Origin of the sequence: Halobacillus halophilus DSM 2266 (assembly GCF_000284515.1) — a bacterium.
GTDB classification, from domain to species: domain Bacteria; phylum Bacillota; class Bacilli; order Bacillales; family Halobacillaceae; genus Halobacillus; species Halobacillus halophilus.
Genome location: NC_017668.1, coordinates 1,002,187 through 1,026,673 on the forward strand (window position 1 = coordinate 1,002,187; position 24,487 = coordinate 1,026,673).

General features: G+C 41.1%; 24 protein-coding genes, 1 riboswitch and 1 other annotated feature. Of the genes, 18 read left to right on the top strand and 6 right to left on the bottom strand.

Annotated elements, in window-relative coordinates; genetic code table 11:
* The first annotated feature begins 8 nt into the window (after positions 1-8).
* The 5 genes from HBHAL_RS04930 to HBHAL_RS04950 all read left to right on the top strand — a co-directional run bounded on the left by HBHAL_RS04930 (position 9) and on the right by HBHAL_RS04950 (position 5,730).
* On the top strand, positions 9-1,085 hold the full coding sequence (locus HBHAL_RS04930) for a nucleotidyltransferase family protein (RefSeq protein ID WP_051005590.1): 1,077 nt from the start codon (positions 9-11) through the stop codon (positions 1,083-1,085).
* 30 nt (positions 1,086-1,115) lie between these two features.
* Positions 1,116-2,108, top strand: a complete 993-nt coding sequence (locus HBHAL_RS04935; protein WP_014642257.1) for a metallophosphoesterase — start codon at positions 1,116-1,118, stop codon at positions 2,106-2,108.
* A 402-nt stretch (positions 2,109-2,510) separates the two neighbouring features.
* Positions 2,511-3,443, top strand: coding sequence for a retron St85 family effector protein (locus HBHAL_RS04940; protein ID WP_014642258.1), 933 nt, complete (start codon positions 2,511-2,513; stop codon positions 3,441-3,443).
* Positions 3,440-4,378 (top strand): retron St85 family RNA-directed DNA polymerase, encoded by a 939-nt coding sequence (locus HBHAL_RS04945; RefSeq protein WP_014642259.1) that lies wholly within the window; start codon positions 3,440-3,442, stop codon positions 4,376-4,378. The genes HBHAL_RS04940 and HBHAL_RS04945 overlap by 4 nt, the downstream gene beginning before the upstream one ends.
* 566 nt (positions 4,379-4,944) lie before the next feature.
* A complete protein-coding gene (locus tag HBHAL_RS04950; protein ID WP_014642260.1) occupies positions 4,945-5,730 on the top strand; it encodes an SDR family oxidoreductase in 786 nt (261 codons plus the stop codon).
* 302 nt (positions 5,731-6,032) lie between these two features.
* Here the strand turns inward: HBHAL_RS04950 and HBHAL_RS21350 are convergent, their stop codons facing one another.
* A complete protein-coding gene (locus HBHAL_RS21350) occupies positions 6,033-6,203 on the bottom strand; it encodes a hypothetical protein (protein WP_158512347.1) in 171 nt (56 codons plus the stop codon).
* Between the two features lie 148 nt (positions 6,204-6,351).
* On the opposite strand from HBHAL_RS21350, the gene HBHAL_RS04955 reads away from it, so the two are divergent.
* From HBHAL_RS04955 to HBHAL_RS20555, 9 genes are all read left to right on the top strand, one after another.
* On the top strand, positions 6,352-6,717 hold the full coding sequence (locus HBHAL_RS04955) for a cupin domain-containing protein (protein WP_014642263.1): 366 nt from the start codon (positions 6,352-6,354) through the stop codon (positions 6,715-6,717).
* A gap of 134 nt (positions 6,718-6,851) precedes the next feature.
* Positions 6,852-8,432 (top strand): long-chain-fatty-acid--CoA ligase, encoded by a 1,581-nt coding sequence (locus HBHAL_RS04960; protein ID WP_014642264.1) that lies wholly within the window; start codon positions 6,852-6,854, stop codon positions 8,430-8,432.
* 189 nt (positions 8,433-8,621) lie between these two features.
* Positions 8,622-9,662, top strand: a complete 1,041-nt coding sequence (locus HBHAL_RS04965; RefSeq protein WP_014642265.1) for an SDR family NAD(P)-dependent oxidoreductase — start codon at positions 8,622-8,624, stop codon at positions 9,660-9,662.
* Positions 9,663-9,697: 35 nt separating this feature from the next.
* Positions 9,698-10,501, top strand: coding sequence for an alpha/beta fold hydrolase (locus HBHAL_RS04970; protein WP_014642266.1), 804 nt, complete (start codon positions 9,698-9,700; stop codon positions 10,499-10,501).
* Between the two features lie 711 nt (positions 10,502-11,212).
* The gene (locus HBHAL_RS04975) at positions 11,213-11,683 is read left to right on the top strand and encodes a hypothetical protein (protein WP_014642267.1); all 471 of its coding nucleotides are present in this window, start codon (positions 11,213-11,215) and stop codon (positions 11,681-11,683) included.
* Positions 11,684-11,780: 97 nt separating this feature from the next.
* Positions 11,781-12,737, top strand: a complete 957-nt coding sequence (locus HBHAL_RS04980) for a bile acid:sodium symporter family protein (protein ID WP_014642268.1) — start codon at positions 11,781-11,783, stop codon at positions 12,735-12,737.
* A gap of 127 nt (positions 12,738-12,864) precedes the next feature.
* Positions 12,865-13,590: a phosphatase PAP2 family protein gene (locus HBHAL_RS04985; RefSeq protein WP_014642269.1), complete on the top strand. Its 726-nt coding sequence runs from the start codon at positions 12,865-12,867 to the stop codon at positions 13,588-13,590.
* 93 nt (positions 13,591-13,683) lie between these two features.
* Positions 13,684-13,884: a hypothetical protein gene (locus HBHAL_RS21355; RefSeq protein WP_145955995.1), complete on the top strand. Its 201-nt coding sequence runs from the start codon at positions 13,684-13,686 to the stop codon at positions 13,882-13,884.
* Positions 13,885-13,979: 95 nt separating this feature from the next.
* Positions 13,980-14,141, top strand: coding sequence for a YqaE/Pmp3 family membrane protein (locus HBHAL_RS20555; protein ID WP_014642271.1), 162 nt, complete (start codon positions 13,980-13,982; stop codon positions 14,139-14,141).
* Between the two features lie 69 nt (positions 14,142-14,210).
* Here HBHAL_RS20555 and queE read toward each other — a convergent pair whose 3' ends face one another.
* The 3 genes from queE to queC are packed head-to-tail and all read right to left on the bottom strand — an operon-like array spanning position 14,211 to position 16,067.
* Entirely contained in the window at positions 14,211-14,939 is a 729-nt protein-coding gene (gene queE, locus HBHAL_RS04990) for a 7-carboxy-7-deazaguanine synthase QueE (protein WP_014642272.1), read from the bottom strand.
* On the bottom strand, positions 14,932-15,399 hold the full coding sequence (gene queD, locus HBHAL_RS04995; protein WP_014642273.1) for a 6-carboxytetrahydropterin synthase QueD: 468 nt from the start codon (positions 15,397-15,399) through the stop codon (positions 14,932-14,934). Before queD ends, queE begins: the two co-directional genes overlap by 8 nt.
* Entirely contained in the window at positions 15,399-16,067 is a 669-nt protein-coding gene (gene queC, locus HBHAL_RS05000; protein WP_014642274.1) for a 7-cyano-7-deazaguanine synthase QueC, read from the bottom strand. Before queC ends, queD begins: the two co-directional genes overlap by 1 nt.
* A gap of 84 nt (positions 16,068-16,151) precedes the next feature.
* A riboswitch (PreQ1 riboswitch) is annotated at positions 16,152-16,196 on the bottom strand.
* Between the two features lie 304 nt (positions 16,197-16,500).
* On the opposite strand from queC, the gene HBHAL_RS05005 reads away from it, so the two are divergent.
* The 4 genes from HBHAL_RS05005 (at position 16,501) to HBHAL_RS05020 (ending at position 22,370) form a co-directional block, all read left to right on the top strand.
* The gene (locus HBHAL_RS05005; protein ID WP_014642275.1) at positions 16,501-18,141 is read left to right on the top strand and encodes an L-lactate permease; all 1,641 of its coding nucleotides are present in this window, start codon (positions 16,501-16,503) and stop codon (positions 18,139-18,141) included.
* A gap of 166 nt (positions 18,142-18,307) precedes the next feature.
* Positions 18,308-18,525, top strand: a binding site (T-box leader).
* 67 nt (positions 18,526-18,592) lie between these two features.
* On the top strand, positions 18,593-19,828 hold the full coding sequence (locus tag HBHAL_RS05010; protein ID WP_014642276.1) for an argininosuccinate synthase: 1,236 nt from the start codon (positions 18,593-18,595) through the stop codon (positions 19,826-19,828).
* Positions 19,821-21,194, top strand: coding sequence for an argininosuccinate lyase (gene argH / locus HBHAL_RS05015; protein WP_014642277.1), 1,374 nt, complete (start codon positions 19,821-19,823; stop codon positions 21,192-21,194). Before HBHAL_RS05010 ends, argH begins: the two co-directional genes overlap by 8 nt.
* A gap of 840 nt (positions 21,195-22,034) precedes the next feature.
* Positions 22,035-22,370 carry a hypothetical protein gene (locus HBHAL_RS05020; RefSeq protein ID WP_014642279.1) on the top strand — a complete coding sequence of 112 codons (336 nt, stop codon included), beginning with the start codon at positions 22,035-22,037 and terminating at the stop codon, positions 22,368-22,370.
* 133 nt (positions 22,371-22,503) lie between these two features.
* On the opposite strand, the gene HBHAL_RS05025 is transcribed toward HBHAL_RS05020, so the two are convergent.
* The gene (locus HBHAL_RS05025; protein ID WP_014642280.1) at positions 22,504-22,947 is read right to left on the bottom strand and encodes a YueI family protein; all 444 of its coding nucleotides are present in this window, start codon (positions 22,945-22,947) and stop codon (positions 22,504-22,506) included.
* Between the two features lie 179 nt (positions 22,948-23,126).
* Positions 23,127-24,314, bottom strand: coding sequence for a M14 family metallopeptidase (locus HBHAL_RS05030; protein ID WP_014642281.1), 1,188 nt, complete (start codon positions 24,312-24,314; stop codon positions 23,127-23,129).
* Between the last annotated feature and the right edge of the window lie 173 nt (positions 24,315-24,487).

Here is a 24,487-nt window from a genome sequence, read left to right on the forward strand (position 1 = left end):
GAATGGTCATGCTTCCTACTTTTATTAATAAGATTCATAAAAAAGAGATGCTGAATTACAGCATTGATGAATACCACAGACTCGTGGGTTTGATTCAAAAAGAACAGGTGGAATCCCAAATCCTTCATCTTTTGAAGCAAAATCATCAATTAGAAGAGACACCTGGTTTCTTTCAAGATTATTTAGTAAAAGAAAGTCAGTGTAGTTTGTATCAAAATTTGTTCATCAAGACTCAGATGAATAAAATTATCGACCAGCTTGAGCTTTGTAAGATCGAAGTCATCCCTATAAAAGGCGTAATCTTTGGCGAGAAGTATTTTGGGCATGTAGGAGCAAGAGCAACCTCAGACATTGATTTACTCGTGAGAAATGAGGAAGTAGGAGAAGTTGTCCGGGTGGTGAAAGAACTAGGCTTTCAGAATGAAGAGGAAAGCATAAAAGGTCATTTCCACTGCTCCTTAAGCAAAGAAATCCCAGGTTCACCTATTCCATTGGTTGTGGAAATTCATTGGAATCTGATGGAAGAATCGAATACTCATCTTTGTCCTGGTGAGTTTTTCAGTAAGGCAGAGCCTTTTGATGGATATGGATTTGTTAAAGCTTTATCTTCTACTCACACCTTTTATTTCATGTGCCTTCATGCATGGAGACATAATTTGGACAGTGCCCGTCATTACTTAGATCTAATACAAGTTATATCAGTGTCTCAACATAAGATTGTGCCTGGCGAAATTTTAGAAATGGCTCGAAAACATTCCACATTAAAAAGGGTGTTAAGGACTTTATCAGATGTATATTATCACTATCCGTTTCTAGAAGGTTGGCTCCCCTTTCCAGAATTATCTGCACCCTGGTACAAGAAGAGTCGTAATATTCCTCTCCTCTCTTACCTTAAATTCTTCGACTACCAATTCTTAAGTTATGATCAACCCTCTCATCGTCTTCGTGAAATGTACAAATGGATAATGCCAAATAAGAAAAGTGTGGAGATTGAACTAAAGGGTGGGAAAAGTTCAGCTGCGTTTCTCAACTATCTCCGACTATATCGACAACGGGTAAGTAGTTTATGGAGGGCTTTGCGATAATTTATTCTGTGAGTTGGGAGTGCGAGTTTAGTGAAGGTGAAGAAGGTATTAGTTAGAAGTTTGTTAGTCATTACGATTGTAGTTGCGGCTATTTTAATTTACACCGTCTGGGATAACTCAAGAATAAAAGTGGTTAGACAAGAGGTTAGAATACCCGGCCTCCCTAAGGATCTTGAAGGATATAACATATTACAACTTACTGATTTACAGGGAAGAACATTCGGATCCAACCAGGATAAGTTAATCCGACAAATCAATTCACTAAACTACGACTCAATTCTTTTTACAGGAGATATTTTAGATGATAAAAAGTTTGATTATGCTCCCTTCTATCATTTATTAGATGGAATCGAGAATAAAACCAATGCCATGTACGTCCAGGGTAATTCTGACCCCTCCAACTACAAGATCGATGGTAATGGTGAACTAACCAAACATGAATTTGTGAATGGAATGGAAAAAAGAGGCGTAAATTTACTAGAATCATCGTATGAATTAACCGTGGATGGAGCAACCCTAACCTTCGTAGATTTTGAGCTTTCTATCCTCGATCCTGAAAAAGGTTTTACTTTCGCTAATGGAAGAACAAGACCGCAGATGTGGAGGGATAAGCAATATATTGTCTATCAAAATGAATTACTCCAACAGTGGAAGGGTTTTGAGAAGAGGGGGAATGAAGTTCTGATTGCGGTCAATCATTTTCCTATCATCGATGAGCGGATTGATCAATTAACAAGTACGACTTATTATAAGTTCAGAGACTACGATTTAATTATCGCAGGCCACTATCACGGAGGCCAAATAAGACTACCATTCCTCGGTGCCCTCATCGTTCCCGAAGCATTTTATGATTTTGGAGGTTTATTTCCTCCGCAAGACCGTGTGAAGGGGCTATGGGAATACAAAGGAATTAAGCAGTATGTTAGTGCAGGTCTGGGGAGTACTGATGCTGTTGGATTCATGAATTTCCGTCTTTTTAACACACCAGAGATCAATCTTCTTACATTAAAAAGTGCAAAGTAGGCATCATTCATAAAAATTATTTAAAGATAGTTACGGGCAAATGTTTAGTTTCAATTATTTCATTAGGTACACATCGTAATCTTTTCCTCTATTAACGAGGATAAAGAGATTCTATAGTATCTGAGGAGAATTAATTTATTTAAGAATAATTACAGAATATTAGAAAAATACCTAAAGAAACTATTGGAAATAAGTATAAAATAAGGTAAGATTTATTTAGGGTTTCTGGGGATTTATGTCACTTATACTAACATATTTGCCTTGTGTAAGCAGGGTTGGCAGAATTGTGTGGCTTGGCTTGCATATAGTTTCACTCGCAGCTCTTGCTCAGAGCTACTCGTAAAACTATATGCAGCATAGCAGAAACCCTTTATAATATACATAATTGGCGGGTGATAGAAAATGAGTACAAGAATTTACACCCCAGCTTTAATTCAGAAGCTAAAGGAATATCATACTAAAAATCATTACAGGACAGCTAACATGCCTGTATTTCTTTTTTTATGCGGTAAAGAATTTGATGTTGGTTCACAAGAAAACTCAACAAGTAATAGAGTTCTAGTGAAAAATTTCTATAAAAATATTGGTAGAGATGATGTCTTCTGCATATTTGCAGAAGATTTGTGGAGTAATCAGGTCATACCTAATTTAGATCTTTTATCTTTTGAGGATTTTTTAGCTGAATTAAGCGACTATATTGTTCTATTTATTGAAAGTTTTGGAACGGCTTGTGAGCTTGGAGCATTTGCTATGAGAGATGAGTTATTAAAGAAGTTAATTGTGTTAGAATTTGAAGAATTTAAAGGAGTAGAATCATTCATTAACGACGGACCTGTGAAGAAGGTTCTTAATAACCATTCTTCTAATGTGTTTTATGTCCAAGAACAAGCTATATTCTCAAATAGTGACTTATATGATTTATTGATTAGTCTAGGGAAAAAGAAAAAAGCTGTAATTAATACTAAAGAACAAAGTGTGAAATTGAACTCTTTCCTGATTGAAATAATTGAACTGATCTCTTTACTTGGTCCAATAAATAGTAAAGATTTAGTTAATATGTATAAAGAAATTAAAGGGTTTAATAGTTTTAATTTTTCACTTGAACAAGTAAATAATAAAGAGAGAAAAGGAAGCAAAGTAAATGTACAAAACATATTAAACCTTCTATGTATGGCAGGTATTATTAAAAATATTAATAATTATTACTCATTAGAGAAAAAACATTTTAGTTATATCAAATTTATGTTTGAATTAACAAACGAAGAATTTTATTCTATAAGAGCTACCTTACTTTCACGTATATATAAATATGATAAAGGAGCAATTGAAGCATGAGCATGCTAGAAAGGATAAGTAATGATTTAAATCTCAAAGTATCCTTTATAGAAAATGTATTAAAACACCCTAAGAAGCAATATAGAATATACTATATAAGGAAAAGGAATGGTGGTCAAAGAAAAATATATCACCCTAGCCCTGTGTTAAAAACACTACAATATTGGTTGGTAAACAATGTTTTTAATGAATTTAACGTATCTATATATGCGACAGGTTACATAAAAGGTAAGTCTATTAAAGATAATGCTGAAGCTCACAAAGATAGTAATTTCATATTGAATATGGACATTGAAAATTTTTTTGAGTCTATTAATAAAAAACATGTGAATGAACTTGTTAACGCAAACGGGGAATACTCTTCACTAGATATTTATCATTTAAATAAAATTTGCTTTTATGGAGACTTTCTGCCGGTGGGTAGCGTTTGTTCCCCTCATATTTCAAATTGTATTATGTATAAGTTTGATAATGAAGTGGTTGAAAAGTTGCCAAATAACTTTCGATACACACGTTATGCTGATGATATTACCGTATCCTCATCTTCTTATATAAATGATAATGTTCAAGTTATCTTAGAGGAGTTATTAGAAAAGTACGAATTTAGAGTAAATCATAATAAAACAAGGTATATGTCAAAAAAACAATCACAAATGATAACGGGTTTAAATGTAAATGACGGGAAAGTAACTATTGGAACAGATATAAAAAAACAATTAAAGAAAGACTTATATAACAATTTAACCAAAGGTACTGGAGACTCTGAAGTGATTTTAGGAAAGTTAAACTTTTTAAAAAGTATAGAACCAGATTATTTTAACAAATTAATTATTAAGTATTCAAAATACGCTAACGTTCTAAATAAACTAAAAAATGATGTTAAGGAACAAAAAAATATCCCCATTGAAATTAATAAAAGTATCGAGCACACATAAATGTGTTTTTTATAAATGTTAAGTGGATTTTAAATGATCTTTAAGATAAACATCTAACGTCATTTTTATATGGGGTTATAATTAACATCAATAGAAAAGTTTTAATTTTGGAAAATGTTCTCTCTAGAAAGTCCTTTAAACTTTCTCCTTATTTAGCTGACTTAATGAGAAAAGTCCCACAAGAAATCACTTGCTTAATTTGAGCAACTATTTTAGATTAAATTCAACCCTGTACAATAGAAAAGTAAGTAGTTGAACATAGTTTAATAGCTGACAATGTTGAGGTCAGCAGTTCGAGCCCGGTATGATCCACCCGCAAAATCGCTTAGTTAGTTCTTATTAGTTAGCGATTATTCCCTAACGAGTGCGCCTTTTAGTTTGGTTTATCCAAATTAGAAGGTGTCTTTTTTTATGGTAAAAAGAATTTAAATATCTTGAGGGTTAATCATACAACTCAGTATCTGAATTAAACGAACTCCACCTTTGTAACGTACTGGGAAGTTTTAGCAAATGAATAGAAGGGAATATTTCTGATAGACAGTATTTCGTAAGGGAGGAAATAAGAAATGAGTAAAACTATATTTATTACGGGCGCAGGAAGCGGGTTAGGTAAAGGCACAGCAATTGGACTCGCTAAAAAAGGTCATCAAGTAATTGCAGCGGTTGAAATTATTTCCCAGATTACTAGTTTAAAAGAAGCAGCTTCTGAAGCTGGTGTAGAACTTGAAATTATAAAGCTCGATATCAAAGACAAGCGTGATCAGCAGTTAATTAACGAATACGATTATGATATTTTTGTAGCCAATGCGGCGATTGGCGAGGGTGGTCCTATCGCTGAGATCCCCGTAGACCGAGTCCGGAATATATTTGAAACCAATGTATTTAGCACTCTTGAAAACGCTCAAATTGCAGCCAAGAAATTCGTAGAAAAGAAAGCAGGAAAAATTGTATTTCTAAGTTCTATTGCAGGGGTGGTTGGTATGCCATACCTCGGCCCTTATGTAGCTTCTAAGCATGCGGTCGAAGCGATGGCAAAAACTATGAAAGCAGAGCTTGAAGAGTTTAATGTTCAAGTAGCCACGATCAATCCTGGTCCATATGAAACCGGTTTTAACGACCGTATGTTAGAAGAAAAACACAAATGGTACGATGAAGACAAGAACTTTACACCAAGAGAATCAATTGCTGAAACAGAGAAAATGTTAGACGATCAGTATGAGCCGCAAGAAATGATCGATAAGATGGTGGAAGTGATTGAAGCCGATCATCACGCTTTCCGAACAGCTTATCCTCAGGATGCGGAAGATATGATGAAAGAGGAAGAACAGAAGAATTGGGAAGCGAAAATATAATTGTTTGACCTCAGTAAGATCCTGCAGTCTGAAGCCTTTAACCTATAGGCGTCAGGCTGTTTTTTTCTTTAAGCAATTAAAACTATGTTGTGGTGAGGCACTAACTACGATTAAATTGTGTATGTAAATTCCTTTCCGCCTCTTTCCTGCAAAGCTTTCCGTTATCCTCCCCAACACTATAATCGCCAGGGAAAGAATTCTGGTGTCAGATTCACTTTCACTCTTAGCTCGCGGATCCATGAACTCTTTCCAAGATCTGAGGTGATTTAAAATAAACGTAAGTAGTGGCTGATGATCCGCTTCTACATGATTTTGTTTCTTCTCTTTTCTCTTTTCTTTTCTTTTCTTTTAAATAAAGCGCCCACTCCTTTGGTCGGTCCAACGGTCACTCCTTTGGCTGCACCAGCGTTCAGTCCTTCAGCCGCGCCATAGTTCGCTCCTCCGTTCAGATTAAGATGCGCACTAGCGTTCATACACATCTTCAAGTTATCGTCGCAGCTAACTACAATATGACGGACTAGCAGCATTCTCAAGACTGTTATACCAACCTTCAGTTATAATTAAAAGGACCCTTTAAGAAGGCCAGCGACTTAAAAGATTCTAAAAATGAGGAGTTTCCGCATGGAACATTTACCTATTAATCTTAATGAAAAATTAACAAAATTTAACGATCAGTGGTCACCCAAAGTTATTGGTGAAATGAACGATTATCAATTCAAACTGGTAAAAGTGCAGGGGGATTTTGTGTGGCACAGTCATGAAGATACGGACGAAGTATTTTTCGTGGTGAACGGGCATATGGTTATTGAATTCCGAGATGGAGAAGTCGAGTTGTCTGAAGGAGAAATGTATATTGTGCCAAAAGGTGTAGAACACAAACCTTATGCAGAAGAAGAATGTCAGATTATGCTGGTTGAACCTAAGGGGGTAAGGAATACCGGAGAGGTTGAGAGTGAGTTAACTGCTGAAAACGATAGCTGGATTTAAAAAGCTCTTTATTAATTACCAGAGAAAATCACTTTCTTTTCAACTGTTATACTATCAAACTATTGATATATAACAGTATTGTTATTACAATATGTGTAAGCGCTTCAATATATTTATAAGGGAGAAGTGATGGAATGCAGGTACCTTTGGTGTTGACTGACTTTCTTGATCGAGCCGTAGAATTGTATGGGGACAAGCCCGCTATTATTGATGATGATCGTACGCTGACGTATAAACAATTGAACGGGCGAGTGAATCAGCTGTCTCGAGGGCTTGGCGACCTCGGAGTGATTAAAGGGGACAAAGTCGCATACCTTGCTCCGAACACGCTGGAAATGCTGGAAGGCTTTTATGGTGTGTTTCAAGTGGGCGGAGTTATGACGCCCCTGAATACCCGACTAAAACCGGCCGATTATCAATTCATTCTGGAACACAGTGAAAGTAAAGTGTTATTTGTGGATGCAGATCTCTATCACTTAGTGGAAACGGTTCTGCCCAAGCTTCCTCAGCTTGAACATGTGATTGTACATGGAGGAGAAGAAGAAGGGGCTACTTCCTATGAACCCTGGCTTGCATCTTTTTCTGATGAGCTGTTTGACCGTGCGAAACTGGAAGAAACCGATATTGCTTCTCTTCTTTATACGAGCGGTACGACAGGTAATCCGAAAGGGGTGCTGCTCAGTCACCGGGCGAACTATCTTCATGCAATGTCCACGATGCATCACTTGCGTGTGAGCGATCAGGATACGTTATTGCACGTGCTTCCGATGTTCCACGTAAATGGGTGGGGCTCTCCTTTTTATTATACAGCTAATGGGGCGACCCAGGTCATGCTTCGCAAAACGGACCCCAAGCTCATGTTAGAAAAAATTAAGAAGCATGGTGTCTCGGTTTTACATATGGCGCCTACTGTACTCAATATGCTGATGGAGGAGTATGATGAGGTTCAGCCGCAAATCGAACAGGACGTACGCGTGGTTATTGCTGGATCTGCCCCGCCGCCTGCCTTCGTACGAAAAGTGGAGGAGGATTTAGGCTGGAAGTTCATCCAGGTCTATGGCATGACGGAAATCTCCCCGCTGATTACGACTTCGGAATTACGATCTATGGATCTTGATCTTCCTGCTGAAGAAAAATACCGCCTGAAAGCAAAGGCTGGTTACGAAATGATTGGAAGTAAAGTAAGAGTGGTGGATGAGTTCGGGGAAGAAGTGGCTCATGACGGGAAATCTATCGGAGAAATAATTACCCGGACCAATGGGATCATGGAAGGCTATTTTAAAAATGAGGAAGCGACAAATGCTACGATTCGTGATGGGTGGCTCTACACCGGGGATATGGCCGTGGTAGATGAGAAGCATACGATTGAAATTGTGGACCGTAAAAAAGATGTGATTATCAGTGGAGGCGAGAATATATCCTCGATTGAAGTGGAAGCGATCCTGTATGAGCACCCATCCGTACTCGAAGCGGCTGTAGTGGCGACGCCGCATGATAAATGGGGCGAGGTTCCAAAAGCCGTCGTCGTGTTAAGAGAAGGCGAGACCGTATCAGAGGAAGAGCTGATCATGTTCTGCCGGGAAAAGCTGGCTCATTTTAAGGCACCGAAAAGCATTACATTTATTGATGAACTGCCGAAAACGGCGTCAGGGAAGATACAGAAAGTAATCATTCGTAAATCGTTCTGGGAAGGTCACAGCCGGCTTGTTAACTAAATCACGAGACTTATGAGGGCGTGCTTTTTTGGAAAGTACGCTTTTTATTAGAGTGAGTGTAGTTCCAAATTATAGCATTGGTCTTAAAAGATGTTTATCGCTCTTATTTATGCTAAACTTTTACCTAGATGCAAAATTCTTGACAAGTGGATGTTTTTTACAAATAGATGGTTTAGGTGGGTGAGCAACATGAATATACTTTTAACTGGTGCCACAGGATTTCTTGGGAAACAGTTAACCATCCGGTTACTTCAGGAAGGTCATTCCGTATATGCGCTGGCGCGGAATGAAAAGAAATCTGAAAGCCTGATGGAATCCGTACCAACTGCTTTGCAGCCGGAATTGACGGTTGTGAAAGGCGATATTGGGAAGGAGAACGTTGGTGTTTCAGAGGAAGCAATGGAAGATTTAAAAGACACGATTGATACGGTTTATCACATCGCTGCTTATCTTTCTTTTGACGATACTGAAAAAGAACAGCTTTTTGATATTAACGTAAATGGGACAAAGCGTATCCTGGATTTATCCAGGTACATTCGCGTGAAACGCTTTTTCCACGTAAGTACAGCCTATACTCTGGGGGACCAGCTTCATGCTGAAGAGGAGTTGCACCCGTTAGATAATCCTTTTGTGAACTATTACGAGAAAAGCAAATGTGAGGCGGAACATTTAGTTTTCAGTTATGGAGAGTTCTTTAATGTGAACATTTTCCGTCCATCAATTATCGTAGGGGACTCCCAAACCGGGGAAGCTGATACAACGTTTGCTTTATACGGAGTTATGAGAAGTTTCGAGATTATGAAAAAGAGATTGGATCGCCAAAAGACTTCTCCTGACAATAAGATCAAGTTCTTATGTAATAGGGATACGGCTCAAAATATTGTACCCATTGATTATGTAGTGGATGTACTGACAGCAGGGCTTACCCACGCAGATAATAAAAAAATTTATCACATTACGAATTCGAACCCCCCGAGCAACCAGGTGGTCTTCGAAGCTTTGAAGAGAGAGTTAAATTTTTATAATATACAGCTTGTACCTACGGATTATGAAGGAGAACTCACCGAACAGGAGCTTAGGTTTAATGAGCCTATGAAAGTATTTCATCAGTACTTGGATAAGACGCTAACGTTCGATGATACAAATACGCAGGAACTTTTAAAGAAGGACGGTACCGAACCTCTCGACTTAAATGATAGGGTTCTTAAGACGATTATCGCTGGAAGATAAGCCTACTATTTAAAAAAGAAAGTAAGGATGCATCAATGTTGAACTTCAAAAAGACTTCTTTACATTATGAAGCTTATATTAATAGTGAAAAGAAAGATTGGATTGTGTTTTTTCACGGTTTTGGCGGAAACTATTCGATATTCAACCGGCAGATTGAGTACTTCAAGCCAGATTATAATCTATTGTTTATAGATTTACCAGGTCATGGGAAGTCTCCTGATCTGACAAATAATGAAAATATCCTGGACTATACGAGCAGGAAAGTCGTTGAACTGCTTGACCGACTTCATATTAACCAGGTCCACCTTATAGGGGTATCGCTCGGAACGATCGTCATTCAGGATCTGGCCATGAAGTTTCCGAAGCGGATCAAATCCATGGTCTTATCCGGTGCGGTTGGCCGCTGGTTATGGTGGGGAGAGACACTTGGGAAGATTGTGCTTTCTTTTCCTATCCGGAATATGCTTCCTTATATGGTCCCTTTTGTGAGTTTCGCTCACATTTTAATGCCGAAAAGAAATCATAAGAAATCCAGGGATTTCTTTATTAAAGAAGCATTGAAACTCGGTCAAAATTCTTACCTCCGCTGGCTCTATATTGTAAAAGATGCGCACCAGATCTATTCGAAATTGAAGCAGCAGGTAAACAAAATTCCAAAGCTGTATATCTCAGGTGATGAGGATCATATGTTTTTACAGGGAATTGTGAAACATGCACGTAAGGAAGAATCAGCAGAGTTAACCATATTGGAAAAATGCGGTCACGTATGCAATATTGAACAATCATCACAGTTTAACTTGATATCTCGTGACTTTGTAACTAAATATTCTGCCGTTTAGTGACGGGTGGTTTTGAAAGCTCTCTACTTGTGTAGGGAGCTTTTTTTATTGAAGCAGTGGTAATTTACTAATAGTTAATTTTAGGCTTCGTTATTCCGTGTTGATTTTAAGTTTAAGCTCCCGATACTGGAAGACTCAGTTTCGAGATATTTGTTGAGCGGAAGGTCCTGCGGGGGAAGATTTCGCTTTCCGCGGGCATGTGCTGAGCCTCCTCAAGCAAGCTTTGCGGGGTCTCACCGATCATGTTCATCCCGCAGGAGTCTACATCGTCCCCCTCCGGACCTGGCCGAATCAGAAACTCGAAACTATTTAAGACATCGACGGATTGATGAGAAAAAAGCATGTGAACATGAGGCTGTTTTTATGCTATAACGATGTGAAATAGCCTGTCATAAAAGCATTTAGGACCGATTAAGAAGGAGAGCATTCTCTCTTATAGAAGCGTCCGTTATTCTTACTCGGCCGGGTTGGTGGGGAAATGGCGAGACTCCCATGGGAGAAGGAATCAGGTGAGTTCCCTCTTCCACATAGAGTAACGGACCCATTTATCTCGAAACTGAGTCTTCCACAATCCGGCCCTATTGCGTAATAAGCCTCTTATGAGAAATCAAAAAAATTAAAATAGAGCCCAATTTTAAGCAGAGATAAGGACATGTAATCATTTGGGGTTATTAGAAAGGATTAGTAATATAAGAAAAAGAGGTGAAGTTTATGATTGAAAAAGAGGAATTAAGGAAACTACGGCTGAAGCAGTTCATCCTATTAAACGGGACGGTGATACTCGTCTTTTTAGGTATGGATTTCTATATAGCGCAGGGCTTTCCTCCTAAGGGAATGATCTGGATATTCGGATTTTTATTTCTTATGATAGGTGCGTTAGGCCTATACCAAATGAAAACAGGGGAAATTTTAGCTACTAAAGACTCTCAGAAACTGGTCAAATACGAAAGGGAAGTGATGGGAGAGAAAACTTGGAAAAGACAGCAGAAAGTCGGCGTGATTATTATTTTTATTCTTGCGGTCACTGGCTTTGTAGCCGCTGCTGTAATCGATTTCCCTTTACCTCACACGGAGCGAGGTATGGATCCAGCCAGCTATATCGGTGCTTTTATTGGAATCAATCTTGGAACGGGTATTCGTTCTTACCGTATTGACAAAAAGGGAGCAGAGAAGTTGGGCTGAAGCTTTGCCGCCCTGTCACCATATTAAATCCATGCTCACCAGAATCACGCGCGTTATAATAGAATAACTCGACTATTTGAGCAGGGGAGTCCATCTTATGATCCGCACGTTCAATCAATTTCTTCAAAAGATCATGCCTTACCTAACACCTTCAGCAGTCGTCATCGGAGTCGTGTTTTCCGACTGGTTTGACTCGCTTGTCTTTCTCGTTCCATGGATCTTCGCCGTTATGACATTTGCAGGAAGCCTGGGATCCAATTTCACCGATTTGAAAAAGGTGCTTCGTCACCCGGTTTCGATGATCGCCTGCATAATGGTTCTACATATAGTGATGCCACTGATTGCTCTCGGGGTGGGTACGCTTATCTTCGGAAGCGGGGCTCATACAACGATTGGATTAGTGCTTTCTTTTGTCATTCCTACAGGGATAACTACGCTCATCTGGGTTTCGATTTATAAAGGTAATGTAGTGTTAACTTTATCGATCATTCTTGTCGATACGCTGATTGCACCACTTGCTGTACCTTTTGTCATGCAAATCCTTGTCGGAAATGCGGTGGAAATGAATGTTCAGGAAATTATGAACGGACTGCTCTGGATGATTGTCATTCCGTCGCTTGTGGGGATGCTTATTAACCAATTCGCTGAAAAAGAATTCACAGAAAAACTGGAATCGAACCTTTCTCCGGTAACTAAGCTTGGGATCGGTGCGGTCGTTACCATCAATAGTTCGGCCGTCGCTCCTTATTTTAAAAATATTAATGGAAAGCTCATATTAATTGGCGTAGTTGTTTGTATGCTCGCGATCCTTGCTTACTTCATTGGATTCCTGACGGGAAAGCTTCTGAAGATCGGCCGGCCCAGTGTTATTTCGCTTACCTTTAACAGTGGAATGAGAAATATAAGCGGAGGCGCGGTAATCGCGATTACTTACTTCCCGCCGCCGGTAGCGGTACCGGTTATTGTGGGGATGTTGTTTCAGCAAGTGCTGGCTTCTTTCACCGGAAAAATATTCGCTAGTCATGGGGCAGAGGAGAAGAGTATCTCTCATTGAATGAATTTCTGAAAAGTTCCCGAATTGGGAACTTTTTTTAGCTTAACGGCGCATGATAAAGCATGGTTTTGACAGAGACAGGGAAGGGAAATAAATAGCAGTAAAAACAATTGAGGTGTTTCTATTTATGTTATTTTCTGGAACAAAAGTCTCTGACCTTTCCAAGGCGTCTATCATCATTATCCTGGCAGGTTTTCTTACGCTGGGGGCGTCTTTCTATTTCTTCTTTGAACTGGCGGATGAAGTACTAGAAAAAGAGAAATTCGCTGTGGACCAATGGGCGATTGATGTAATGGCTTCCATCAGCTCCCCAGCACTGGACCAATTATGGGGATGGATTACGGAGGCCGGTTCTGTAACGGTTATCACAGTACTGTCTGTTCTTCTTCTTATCTATCTCCTGTTCTTTTCTCCATTCAGCCGGTGGGTAGGCATTTATTTCATTGTCAATATGATTGGAATTAGTGCGCTCACGAAAGGGTTAAAACTACTCTTTGAACGTCAGCGCCCGGAAGTACTGGAGACTTACGATGGCACAGGCTTTAGTTTTCCGAGTGGACACTCTTCAGGCTCTATGGTTTTTTATGGCTTTCTTATCTACTTAGTCGTAATCAGCCGTTTGAATAAAGGGTGGAAGTGGCTGATCAATAGTTTATTAGGTCTTCTGATTCTGCTTGTTGGTTTAAGCCGTGTCTATTTAGGCGTTCACTACTTTACGGACATCCTGGCAGGTTTCCTGTTTGGTGTAGCTTGGCTGATGATCTGTATAGCAGCCCTTGAAGTTACCCTCTGGAACCAAAGACGGCGCAATGCTAGTAAAGAGTCATCAGCTGCAGCCAATACCCAAGCGTAAGCGTCTTGAGGCAGGAACGATTTTTCTAACGTAATATTCGTAACCAAGAGCTCCTGAGAAAGGAGCTCTTCATTTGTAATTTTACATCATGAAATGCATTATAAATTGGCTGAGGTGGTATGTATGTTATTTTCTGGTACTAAAATTTCTGATCTTACGAAAGGATCGATTGGTTTACTATTGTTAGGTTTTATATTCTTAAGTGGAAGTTTTTATATGTTTGTGGAGTTGGCAGAGGGAATTTTGCAAAAGGAAAAGTTCGCCATTGACGAGAAAGCTTTTAACTGCCTATGAGATTACCTTGTGCCATCAGAGACGACGTCAGGCAGAATAGTTATAATTCTCTTTAATTCGGGTATAAAAAAATAGAAAGCGAAAGGAGTGATCTCGTGTTACTATATATTCTTGCAATATTCCTGCCGCCGATCGCGGTGTTATTTACAGGTAAACCTGGAAAAGCTTTATTGAACCTTGTGCTTACGATGATATTCTTCGTTCCTGGAGCGGTTCATGCCGCATTAGTTGTTAAAGATTATCATAATGGTAAATAAGAAAAAAGGTGTCCAAAACGGACACCTTTTTTTAATAGGGAACTGTGTTTTTTTCGTGTAGATGGATAGTTAAACGCCTCGCTTGTTGCCCCAGACCAGAGCGTGCACCTGCGGCAGTACGCGGACATGATTTAACTTTTCAGATGCCACGACCTGATCTATTAACCATTCGTATTGATCCAGCAGGTGGCTTGCCAGAGCGGGAGGGGCATCTTCTTCTAAATCATCATTTCCCACCTGAAGGAAAAAAGGTACATCCGGATAGCGTTCATGGACGGTTTCAGCATAAGCCAGATCTTCATGATTGAAGACGACAACCTTCAAGCTGACGTTTGCCAGGCGCCCCTGTTCCAGCAGCCGCTCAATTATTTGATCTAGAACCTGCCAGTTCGTTTTCATCTTTGAACTTGGCGGTTTAGGAGAAATAGTTAGGTCGTCAATTTCCGGGAACCAGTCCTGCCAGCGGCTTCCCTGCGTTTCAAGGGCTACTTCAATGCCCCTGGCGTGAAGCGGCTCGATTAATTCGTCAAGTTTAGCTAATAGCGCCGGGTTGCCTCCGGAAATGGTTACGTGGTCAAAATGACGTCCGCCCGCTTCTAATAAGCGATCCACGATTTCATTCGCCGTCAGCCGTTCGATCTCTTCTTTAGCACTCCCGTCCCAGGTAAATGCAGAGTCGCACCAGGCGCAGCTGTAATCACAGCCTGCCGTTCGAACAAACATGGTTTTACGGCCAACTACCATGCCTTCGCCCTGAATGGTGGGACCGAAGATTTCAAGTACAGGGAATTTATTCATTCTCCATCCACTCCCGTCTTGCTTCCGCAAAGCTGGTTGGTGTCTCATAAAGTTTCACGAATTCCACACGATGTCCCTCGGGCTGACCGGCAAGAGCGGCTTCCATTTTTTCATAGATCCAGACGACCATATTTTCTGCCGTTGTATTCATGTTAGGGAGCGTATCATTTAAATAGCGGTGATCCAGATGGATTTCGATTTGCTCTTTCCAAATGTCTTTAATATCCCCAAAGTCGATCACGATGCCAATGTCATCCACGTACCCACTGATTCCAAATATCACCCGATACGTGTGGCCGTGAAGGTTCTTACATTTTCCTTCATAACAGTGAAGGTGGTGGGCAGCGTCAAATGTGAATTCTTTGCTGACCATTACGCGTTTTTTATGGTACTTCAACTCATGACGTTTAATATCCTGATCGATCTTCTGCAGGTTTTCAACAATGGTAAAACCGTACATTATCGATTCACCTCTGTTCCTTGTTCCAGATAGATTTCGAGTCCTTTCTGCCGTAGTTCACAGGCCGGGCACTCTCCACATCCATCCCCGCGTACACCGTGATAGCAGGTTAGCGTTTTTTCACGCACATACTCGAAAGCATCAAGTTCATCAGCCAGGGCCCAGGTTTGAGCTTTATCGAGCCACATGAGCGGCGTGTGCACGACAAATTCATCATCCATAGACAGGTTGAGCGTGACGTTCAGTGATTTAATGAAAACATCACGACAGTCAGGGTAGCCGCTGAAGTCCGTTTCACATACCCCGGTCACAACATGCTTCGCTCCAATTTGTTTAGCCAATATCGAAGCAAAAGACAGGAACAATAGGTTTCGACCTGGAACGAATGTAGAAGGAAGACCGCCGTCTTCTCCATCGGTGACCTCAATGTCATCACGCGTCAACGCATTTGGAGCAAGCTGATTAAGCAGAGACATATCAAGCACATGATGCTTAACTTTAAGGTCCTCGGCAATTTCTTTGGCGACCTCGATTTCCTCGTTATGACGCTGATTATAATCAAACGTGACGACTTGGACTTCGTCATACTTTTTTAATGCCCAGAACAGGCATGTGGTACTATCCTGGCCGCCGCTGAACACAACGACCGCTTTATTATTATTTTCCATAAAAAAATTCCCCTTTCGCAAAGAAAAAGAGAATTCCACTCACCCAAAAACATAAAAAAACCATACCTAAGGCAAGGTATGATTCCATCCTTAGTTTTTTATAGAGGGTGTAGCTAGAACCTCTCCTGTTTTAAAACAGACTTTATTAAATTGACTTCGATTATTATAACACGACTGTACGAAAAAAGGGAATCTTAGCTTTTTTAAAAGGATTACGTTGTAGGTTCTCCAGGAGACGATTCGCTTTCCGGTACGGCGTTGTGCAGGACTGAAACTGAGTCTTACGCAATAGAAAGTTTATTTTAAAAGTCAACCCTATGATTTAACAAATCCTTGTATTATAATAAAAGTACATTGTGAAATGTTTCACAATACTGATTCTGCTTTCTATCCAATAGTTTAATATAATGTGAATATTGAAAGGGTGGTTTTTTTGACTTTCTTAGAGATTTTAACAGCTTTGATGCCTGTACTTGCTGTATTTATTTTTCTTGTAATCTTCCGTCTTCCTGCGGTCACAGCAATGCCGATCAGTCTTGGAATCGTAGCCGTGCTGGCTTTTGTAATATGGAAGGTTCCTGCTATTCGAATTGCAGCCGCTTCTATGGAGGGGGCTATGATTGCCATTTCGATTATCTGGATTGTATTTGGGGCGATTCTACTGCTGAATACTTTACGTAATAGCGGAGCCATGGACTCGATTCGAAATGGTTTTTCTGGAATTACAGAGGACCGTCGAGTTCAGGTGATTATTATTGCCTGGTTGTTCGGGTCTTTCTTAGAAGGAGCAGCAGGATTTGGAACACCTGCAGCCATTGCAGCTCCATTGCTTTTGACACTTGGCTTTCCTCCTTTAGCTGCTGTCGCCGTATCATTGATTGCGGATAGCAGTGCGGTTTCTTTTGGGGCTGTAGGAACTCCACTGATTGTTGGGGTTGATCAAGGACTGAAGCAAGGAGATGCTGTCGCCGAGCAGGTACAAGCTAGTCTTGGAAATCAGCCGCTCGAAGGATTTATTCAAGAGGTTGCTCAGACTGCGGTACTTATGGATCTATTCATCGGGAGTTTCATTCCGCTGATTCTTGTTATTATTCTTACAAAATTATTCGGTGAAAATCGTTCTTTCCGCGAAGGACTTGCTATCTGGAAGTTTGCTATTTTTGCAGGCTTGAGCTTTACGATCCCTGCCTTCATGGTTGCTACTTTCCTTGGACCTGAATTTCCATCAATTATTGGTGGGCTGGTTGGTCTTACTATTGTGGTTCCAGCTGCTAAGAAAGGATTTTTGCTTCCGAAAGAACCTTGGACTTTTAAAGGAGAAGTACCTCTAAGCGAGTCAGCTGCTCCCAACAAGCGTACGATGCCTCTTTACAAAGCCTGGCTTCCTTATGTGGCTGTGGCTGTACTACTCGTACTGACACGTGTTAATGTTCTGCCATTTAAAGCCTGGCTTACAGCTGTAGAAGTGAAATGGGAAAATATCCTGGGAACGAATTTATCCACTGCCTTTGAACCACTGTACCTGCCTGGGACTGTTTTTGTGATAGCTGTCCTGCTTACGATCTTTTACCACCGCATGTCTAAAGAAGCGGTTAAAAAAACCGTGCAGGTATCTGCAAGCTCTATGGTTGGCACGATTATTGCCTTACTTACCGCTGTGCCGATGGTAAGAATCTTCATCAATTCTGGAGTCAATGAAGCTGGTCTTCTAAGCATGCCGATGGAGCTGGCTAATCTTGTTGCGGAGGGAGTAGGAGGGGCATGGCCGCTTGTTGCCCCTATTATAGGCGCCCTTGGTTCATTTATCTCAGGGAGTGCTACGTTCAGTAATATGATGTTCTCCCTTTTCCAATTCAGTGTAGCGGATCAAATTGGAGCAAGCGGTCAGCAGGTTGTTGCTTTACAGGTTATCGGATCGAACGCAGGCAACATGATTTGTGTCGTTAACGTCGTAGCGGCAGCTTCCGTTGTCGGTCTGGTAGGGAAAGAAGGAGCGATTATTCGGATTACTCTTATTCCTATGCTGTTTTATGTGGCAATGGCCGGAATTATCGGGTTTATTTTTATAAGTTAATATGCATAAAAAGTGACTGTGCCCATGCAGTCGCTTTTTTTACTGTCTAATAGTGTATGAAATGTATAGGCTATTTAACTAACTTTCTATAAATTTAAGTTTTTTGCCGTTTTCCTGTTGACTTCCTCACTCACTTTTGTATAATTATAAACATCAAATAATAAAAATACATTCGCAGACGAAGAGAGTATGTATAAACGGAAGCAGCAGCGAGCCGGGGGTGGTGGAAGCCCGGTGGTTCATTTATACAGAAACGCACTTCTGAGAAGATCGGTGAACAAGTAGCCGGTTCCGGGAGCACCCGTTATCAGTTTCGAGTTGGTCTATGATTATAGACAATGAGAGTGGCACCGCGGATGGTTAAAACCAGAATCCGTCTCTTACCAGAAATAAGAGGCGGATTTTTTTATGGAAATAGACATGTTCTACAATTTCTTAGGAGGTATTTATTATGGCGAAACCAAAAGTAGTATTAGCGTATTCAGGTGGATTGGACACTTCAATCTCAGTAAAATGGATTCAGGAAAAATATGATTATGATGTGATTGCTGTTGGACTGGACGTTGGAGAAGGTAAGGATCTTGAAACCATCCGTCAGAAGGCGCTTGACGTGGGAGCCATTAAAGCAGTCATGATTAACGCGAAAGAAATTCTGGCTGAAGAATATCTAATGCCTGCCCTAAAAGCGAATGCCCTGTATGAAGGGAAATATCCTTTATCATCCGCTCTCTCTCGTCCGTTAATTTCTAAGCTGCTCGTTGAAATTGCTGAACAGGAAGGCGCAGTTGCTGTGGCTCATGGATGTACTGGAAAAGGGAACGATCAGGTACGTTTCGAGGTTTCCATCCAGGCTCTGAATCCAGATCTTGAAGTAATTGCCCCTGTCCGTGAGTGGGGAATGACTCGTGACGAACAGATTAAATATGCTGAAGAAAAAGGAATCTCAGTACCGGTTAACTTAGAGAACCCGTTCTCGATCGATGCCAACATCTGGGGCCGTGCCTGTGAAGCAGGTGTTCTTGAGGATCCATGGGCGGAAGCACCGGAAGCAGCATATGCGTGGACGAATCCATTGGAGAAAACACCGGACCAGTCGGAAACAATCGAAATCGATTTTGTTGAAGGAAAACCTGTCGGACTGAACGGGAAACAGATGGATCTTGTTCCTCTGATTGAATACTTGAATGAACTCGGTGGCAAGCATGGAATCGGCAGAATCGACCATACCGAAAATCGTCTCGTCGGCATTAAATCAAGAGAAGTGTATGAGAATCCTGGTGCAATGATTCTGATCAATGCGCACAAGGAGCTTGAGTTCCTGACGCTGACAAGAGAAGTTTCTCAATATAAAACAAGTGTCGATCAGCAGCTGGCTAAGATTATTTATGATGGTCTATGGTATTCCCCACTTCAGCCGGCCCTGTCCGCTTTCGTGGACTCCACTCAGCAGGTGGTTACGGGTACGGTGAAAGTGAAACTATTCAAAGGACATCACAATGTAATCGGCAAGAAATCTCCAGTCAGTCTTTATAACGAAGAGCTTTCCACGTATTCTAAAAATGACGCTTTTGACCATAATGCTGCGGTTGGATTTATCAAACTATGGGGACTTCCGACCAAAGTACATGCGGATGTTCATAAAGGGAAGAAACTCCTTGATCAGGAACTGGTGACCGTCCATGAGTAAATTATGGGGCGGACGTTTTACCAAACCTACCAATAAGCTGGTGGAAGAGTACACCTCTTCCATCGGTTTTGATCAAAAACTGGCGCTGCAGGATATCCAGGGGAGTCTGGCTCATGTACAGATGCTTGGAAAGTGCGACATTATAACGCAGGAAGAAGTGGAAGAGATTCAAGGTGGTTTAAAGGCGGTTGAAAAGAAAATCCAGGCCGGGGATGTGGATTACTCAATAGCCGATGAAGATATCCACATGAATATCGAAAAAATGCTGATTGATGAAATTGGCCCTGTAGGCGGAAAACTTCACACCGGCAGGAGTCGTAATGATCAGGTAGCAACGGATATGCATCTCTATTTAAGAGAGAAAACTCACGTGTTGATGGAACTGGTGGAAGCGGTGCAGAAAGCGCTTGTCCATCAGGCAGAGTCTCACGTAGAAACGATTCTTCCTGGGTACACTCATCTGCAGCGTGCACAGCCAGTATCTTTCGGGCACCATCTTCTCGCATACTTCTGGATGTTTGAACGGGATAAAGAACGACTGCAGGACAGTTTGAAACGTATTAATTGGTCCCCGCTTGGTGCTGCAGCTCTGGCTGGAACACCTTACCCAATTGACAGACAAATGACAGCCGATGCGCTCGGTTTTGATAAACCTTATCCGAACTCTCTGGATGCTGTGAGTGATCGGGATTTTATCTTAGAGTTTTTATCCATTTCTTCTATAATGATCACTCATATTTCCCGGTTATCTGAAGAACTCATTCTATGGAGCAGCCAGGAATTTGATTTTATTGAACTAGATGATGAATTTTGCACAGGGTCAAGCATCATGCCGCAAAAGAAGAATCCGGATGTTCCCGAGTTGCTGCGCGGAAAAACCGGGCGTATTTACGGAAATCTGATGGGTCTGCTTACGCTATTGAAAGGGCTGCCGCTCGCTTATAACAAGGATATGCAGGAAGATAAAGAAGGTATGTTTGATACCGTAGATACTTTAGAAGGAGCTCTGTCTTTACTTGCCCCGATGCTTGGTTCAATGGATGTAAAAGCAGACCATATGAAGCAGGCAGTTAAGGAAGATTACTCGAACGCGACGGATATCGCTGATTATCTGGCCGTTAAAGGACTTCCGTTCCGTCAGGCTCATGAAATTATAGGTAAAATTGTGCTGTATGCGATCGATCAGAACAAGTATCTACTTGATTTGAAGATGGATGAATACAAGCAATTCTCTGAGCTGTTTGAAGAAGATATCTATGATAAATTGGCTCCCGAACAAGTAGTGGCCGCAAGGGTCAGTGAAGGAGCTACCGGTTTTCAACAAGTCTACAACCAAATTGATCTGGCAAAAGAGCACCTTTCTTAAAACAGAAGGCGCTCTTTTTGTCGTTGTTCCTTACATAAAAGCTATCCTAAGCGAGTGTCATAAGTGGCTTATTAAACAATAGGGCCGGATAGTTGAAGACTCAGTTTCGAGATATCGGGTGGATAAAGGGGCTCCAGGGAACGACTCTCTTTCCGCGGCCCTGCACGACGCAGGGTCGTTCGACGTTGCCACAGGACGTGGCGGTCTTAGTCGAACATCCCTTGTGTTGAGCTTCCTCAGGCTTCGCCTTCCGGGATCTCACCGATTATGTTCATCCCGCAGGAGTCTACGCCGTTCCCTTCCGCCCCTTTGCGATCATGGAGCGCTCAAAATTCCCTGACTAAACACCTTACAATGAACAAGGTCCATCTATAATTCACCCTGAGTTATTATGTTTGTTTACGTGTAGGATCCCTGTTATAGAAGCACTTGAGGCAGATACAGCATGGCTCCTTTCTCCTATAGCAGGGGCCGTTCACCAGATATTGTTGGGGTGGCGGAGGAAACGACGAGACTCCCACGGGAGAAGGAGCTAGGCGAGACCCCACAAGGAGTGTTAACGACTGAGGAGGCTTATTGTTAAAGGAGGATCGACTAAAATCGCCACGTCCTGTGGCAACGTCGATCGACCCTACGTCTTGTAGGGCCGTAGGAAGCGAGTTGTTTCCGCAGCCGCCCTCATCTTTTGTTCGCAACGGACCCAATTTATCTCGAAACTAAGTCTTCAAGTAATGGGAGCTTTAGTTGAAGAGTACCGAGATGATTTAAGGTGGAAACGTTTTAAAAGTGCCAAAAAGGATATTATACATAATAGAACACTTTTAAAAGGGGATTGAGACGATGACTAAACATGTAGAAGCATATTTTAGAACGGAAAACGATGCAGAAAGCGCAAAATCATCTTTGCAGAAGTATAGTATCGAACAGGAAGCCGTTGAGCCTATCCCGGAAGAAGTGGATCTAACACCAATCGTTCCGGCAAGTGGGTCGGCGAATACCGGTGGAGGAACATTTAACTTTACAGATGTAATTACTCCCAAAAAAGATAATGATGCGATGGCTGATAAACGCCATCTTACACATGTGCTCAATTTCAAAATTCCTGAAGAAAATTATGACGAGGCACTGAAAGTAATCGTAGAGCATGATGGACATATGGAGCAGTCGAAGCTGTAAATGAACAGATTTTAAATGATATCTCAACAGGACTCTCCCTTCAGGAGGGTCTTTTTTATGTGAGTTGGTTTTCGTGAATCCATTGAGCAATCTTTCCTGACAGCCTTGAATAGGATTCTTTAAATTACTAGGCTTATTTAGGGGTAAACCAGCTTTTAACCTTAGATAAAATACGGGATTCTTGAGATTTTTCTTCGGCCTTTTCTTCATGTTCAGGAACGAAAATATCTTCTATATCGACGGCATAATCGTAAGTTAATACAGCGCCAAGATCTGAATGCGCATCCTTATTCATAACATTCGTGTAGGGGATGTTATATTTAGCTGCCAGTTTCTTTTCTTCCTTCATAAATTTCGGAGCTACGTCACCATTTAGTAAAAGTTTTGTATCTGGATGCTGTTGCATAGCTTTCTCTAATTCCTTAAGAGATTGATCCTGCATCAATTGACCCTTCGTGATCGCCAGGACTACGCGCTCTCTAATTGTACCTAAAAAACGCTTACGTTCGGAGGGTCTAATTTGTTTTTTACCATAGATGCCTTCTTGTAATTTATCTTCTATTTCTTTATTACTCATTTCGCCACCTTCTTTCCTTATCCTTACTATGTCCATTTTAAAACAAACTTTTTCCTCACGCATCTGGGAAGCATCGAAATAGGTAGGACGGTTAGGAAGGCCGTGGGTACTATGTATTTTGTGAATTTGTTGATTCCGTAGAACGACTAAAAAGCGATGCCTGATGCGGCATCGCTTTTTCACATATACATACTGGCAAGAAAAATGCCGATCGTTTCCTGGTAAATCTCATCGAACTGACTGAGAGGGAGGGGGTTCACACCTTCACCCAGTTCCACAGTAAAGCCTGGCTGCCGGTACACTTTTACAAACCAGTCTTTGTATCCTGCATAACTGTCCACGTAACGAATGGGCTCATATCCACTGACACGACCGAATTCATTAACGATCGTCATAGCTCTTGGCGGTTCAAGACCTTCATACCCCCAGTAAATAACTTCACCCTGAGTATGGAATGCTAACATTTTTTCAAATAATCGTTCTCCTGCAAGTTCAGCCATGGCGATTGCTTCTGGCTCTGTTAATGGCTGGTAGCCAGGGAAATCCCTGAATGCTGGTTCTTTTGGTTTTCTCGCTGCTTCCACATCCCATTTAGCAGGATACTGATTGTTTAAATCCACTCCACGTATGTTCGCTTTCCACCCTGAGAAATCTGTACTCCCCTGGTTGATTCTAAGCGCTTCCTGGCCAAATTCTCCTTCAGGTGGGCCGTTTAGGACCAGGTTAACTCCATCCGGATCCACCATCGGCACAATGGATAAGGTGACTTGATCATAAAAAGGACCAACATCCAGACCGCGAATCGATTCTTTGTTCGTTAAAGCTAATAAATAATCATTTAAAAATTGCATGATTACAGCGGTAGTAATCCATTCGTTCCCATGAAAGGACCCGTTCCAGTGAACGATTTTCGATCCTCGTCCAATTTGAAGTTCATCCAAATTCTTTCCCATTACGCTCTGGCCGATGGTTTCATTGCGAATGAAGGGGTAAATTTCAAATAGTTTATTCAAGTGTCCGGTTAAAACCTGATAGTCGTATGCCTGATTTCCATCCACTACCCGGTAAGTAACTTTTACAGGAATTCGTATAGATTGTCCGATTTGCAGCCGTCTCGGATTAACAGTGGGATTCAGTAAAGCTAACGAGTCGACAGCGATACGTCTTTCGGTAGCAATTTTCCAAAATGTATCATTCGCTTGAATCTTATAAGAACTTACTTGGTAACCTGGTATTTTAATAATTTGGCCGATAGCTAAGGCAGAAGGGTTCACTTGGGGATTGGAATCTATTATCAGTTTTAATGGTACATTAAATAAATTAGAGTAGTACCAGATCGTATCCCCGCTTCTCACGTTTATATCCATGGTAGGACCTCCTAAGCATGGTAATCTTTTTACTACTATATGGGAAGGAAGGGAGGAGCATGAGGCTATTTAGAAATTAATCCCATGAATACGGATCTTCCTGAGCTGTAATTTAGTCTTTTGCCCTGTTATTAAAATTCCATGATTAACCACCAGGGGTCTGGTGGTACATA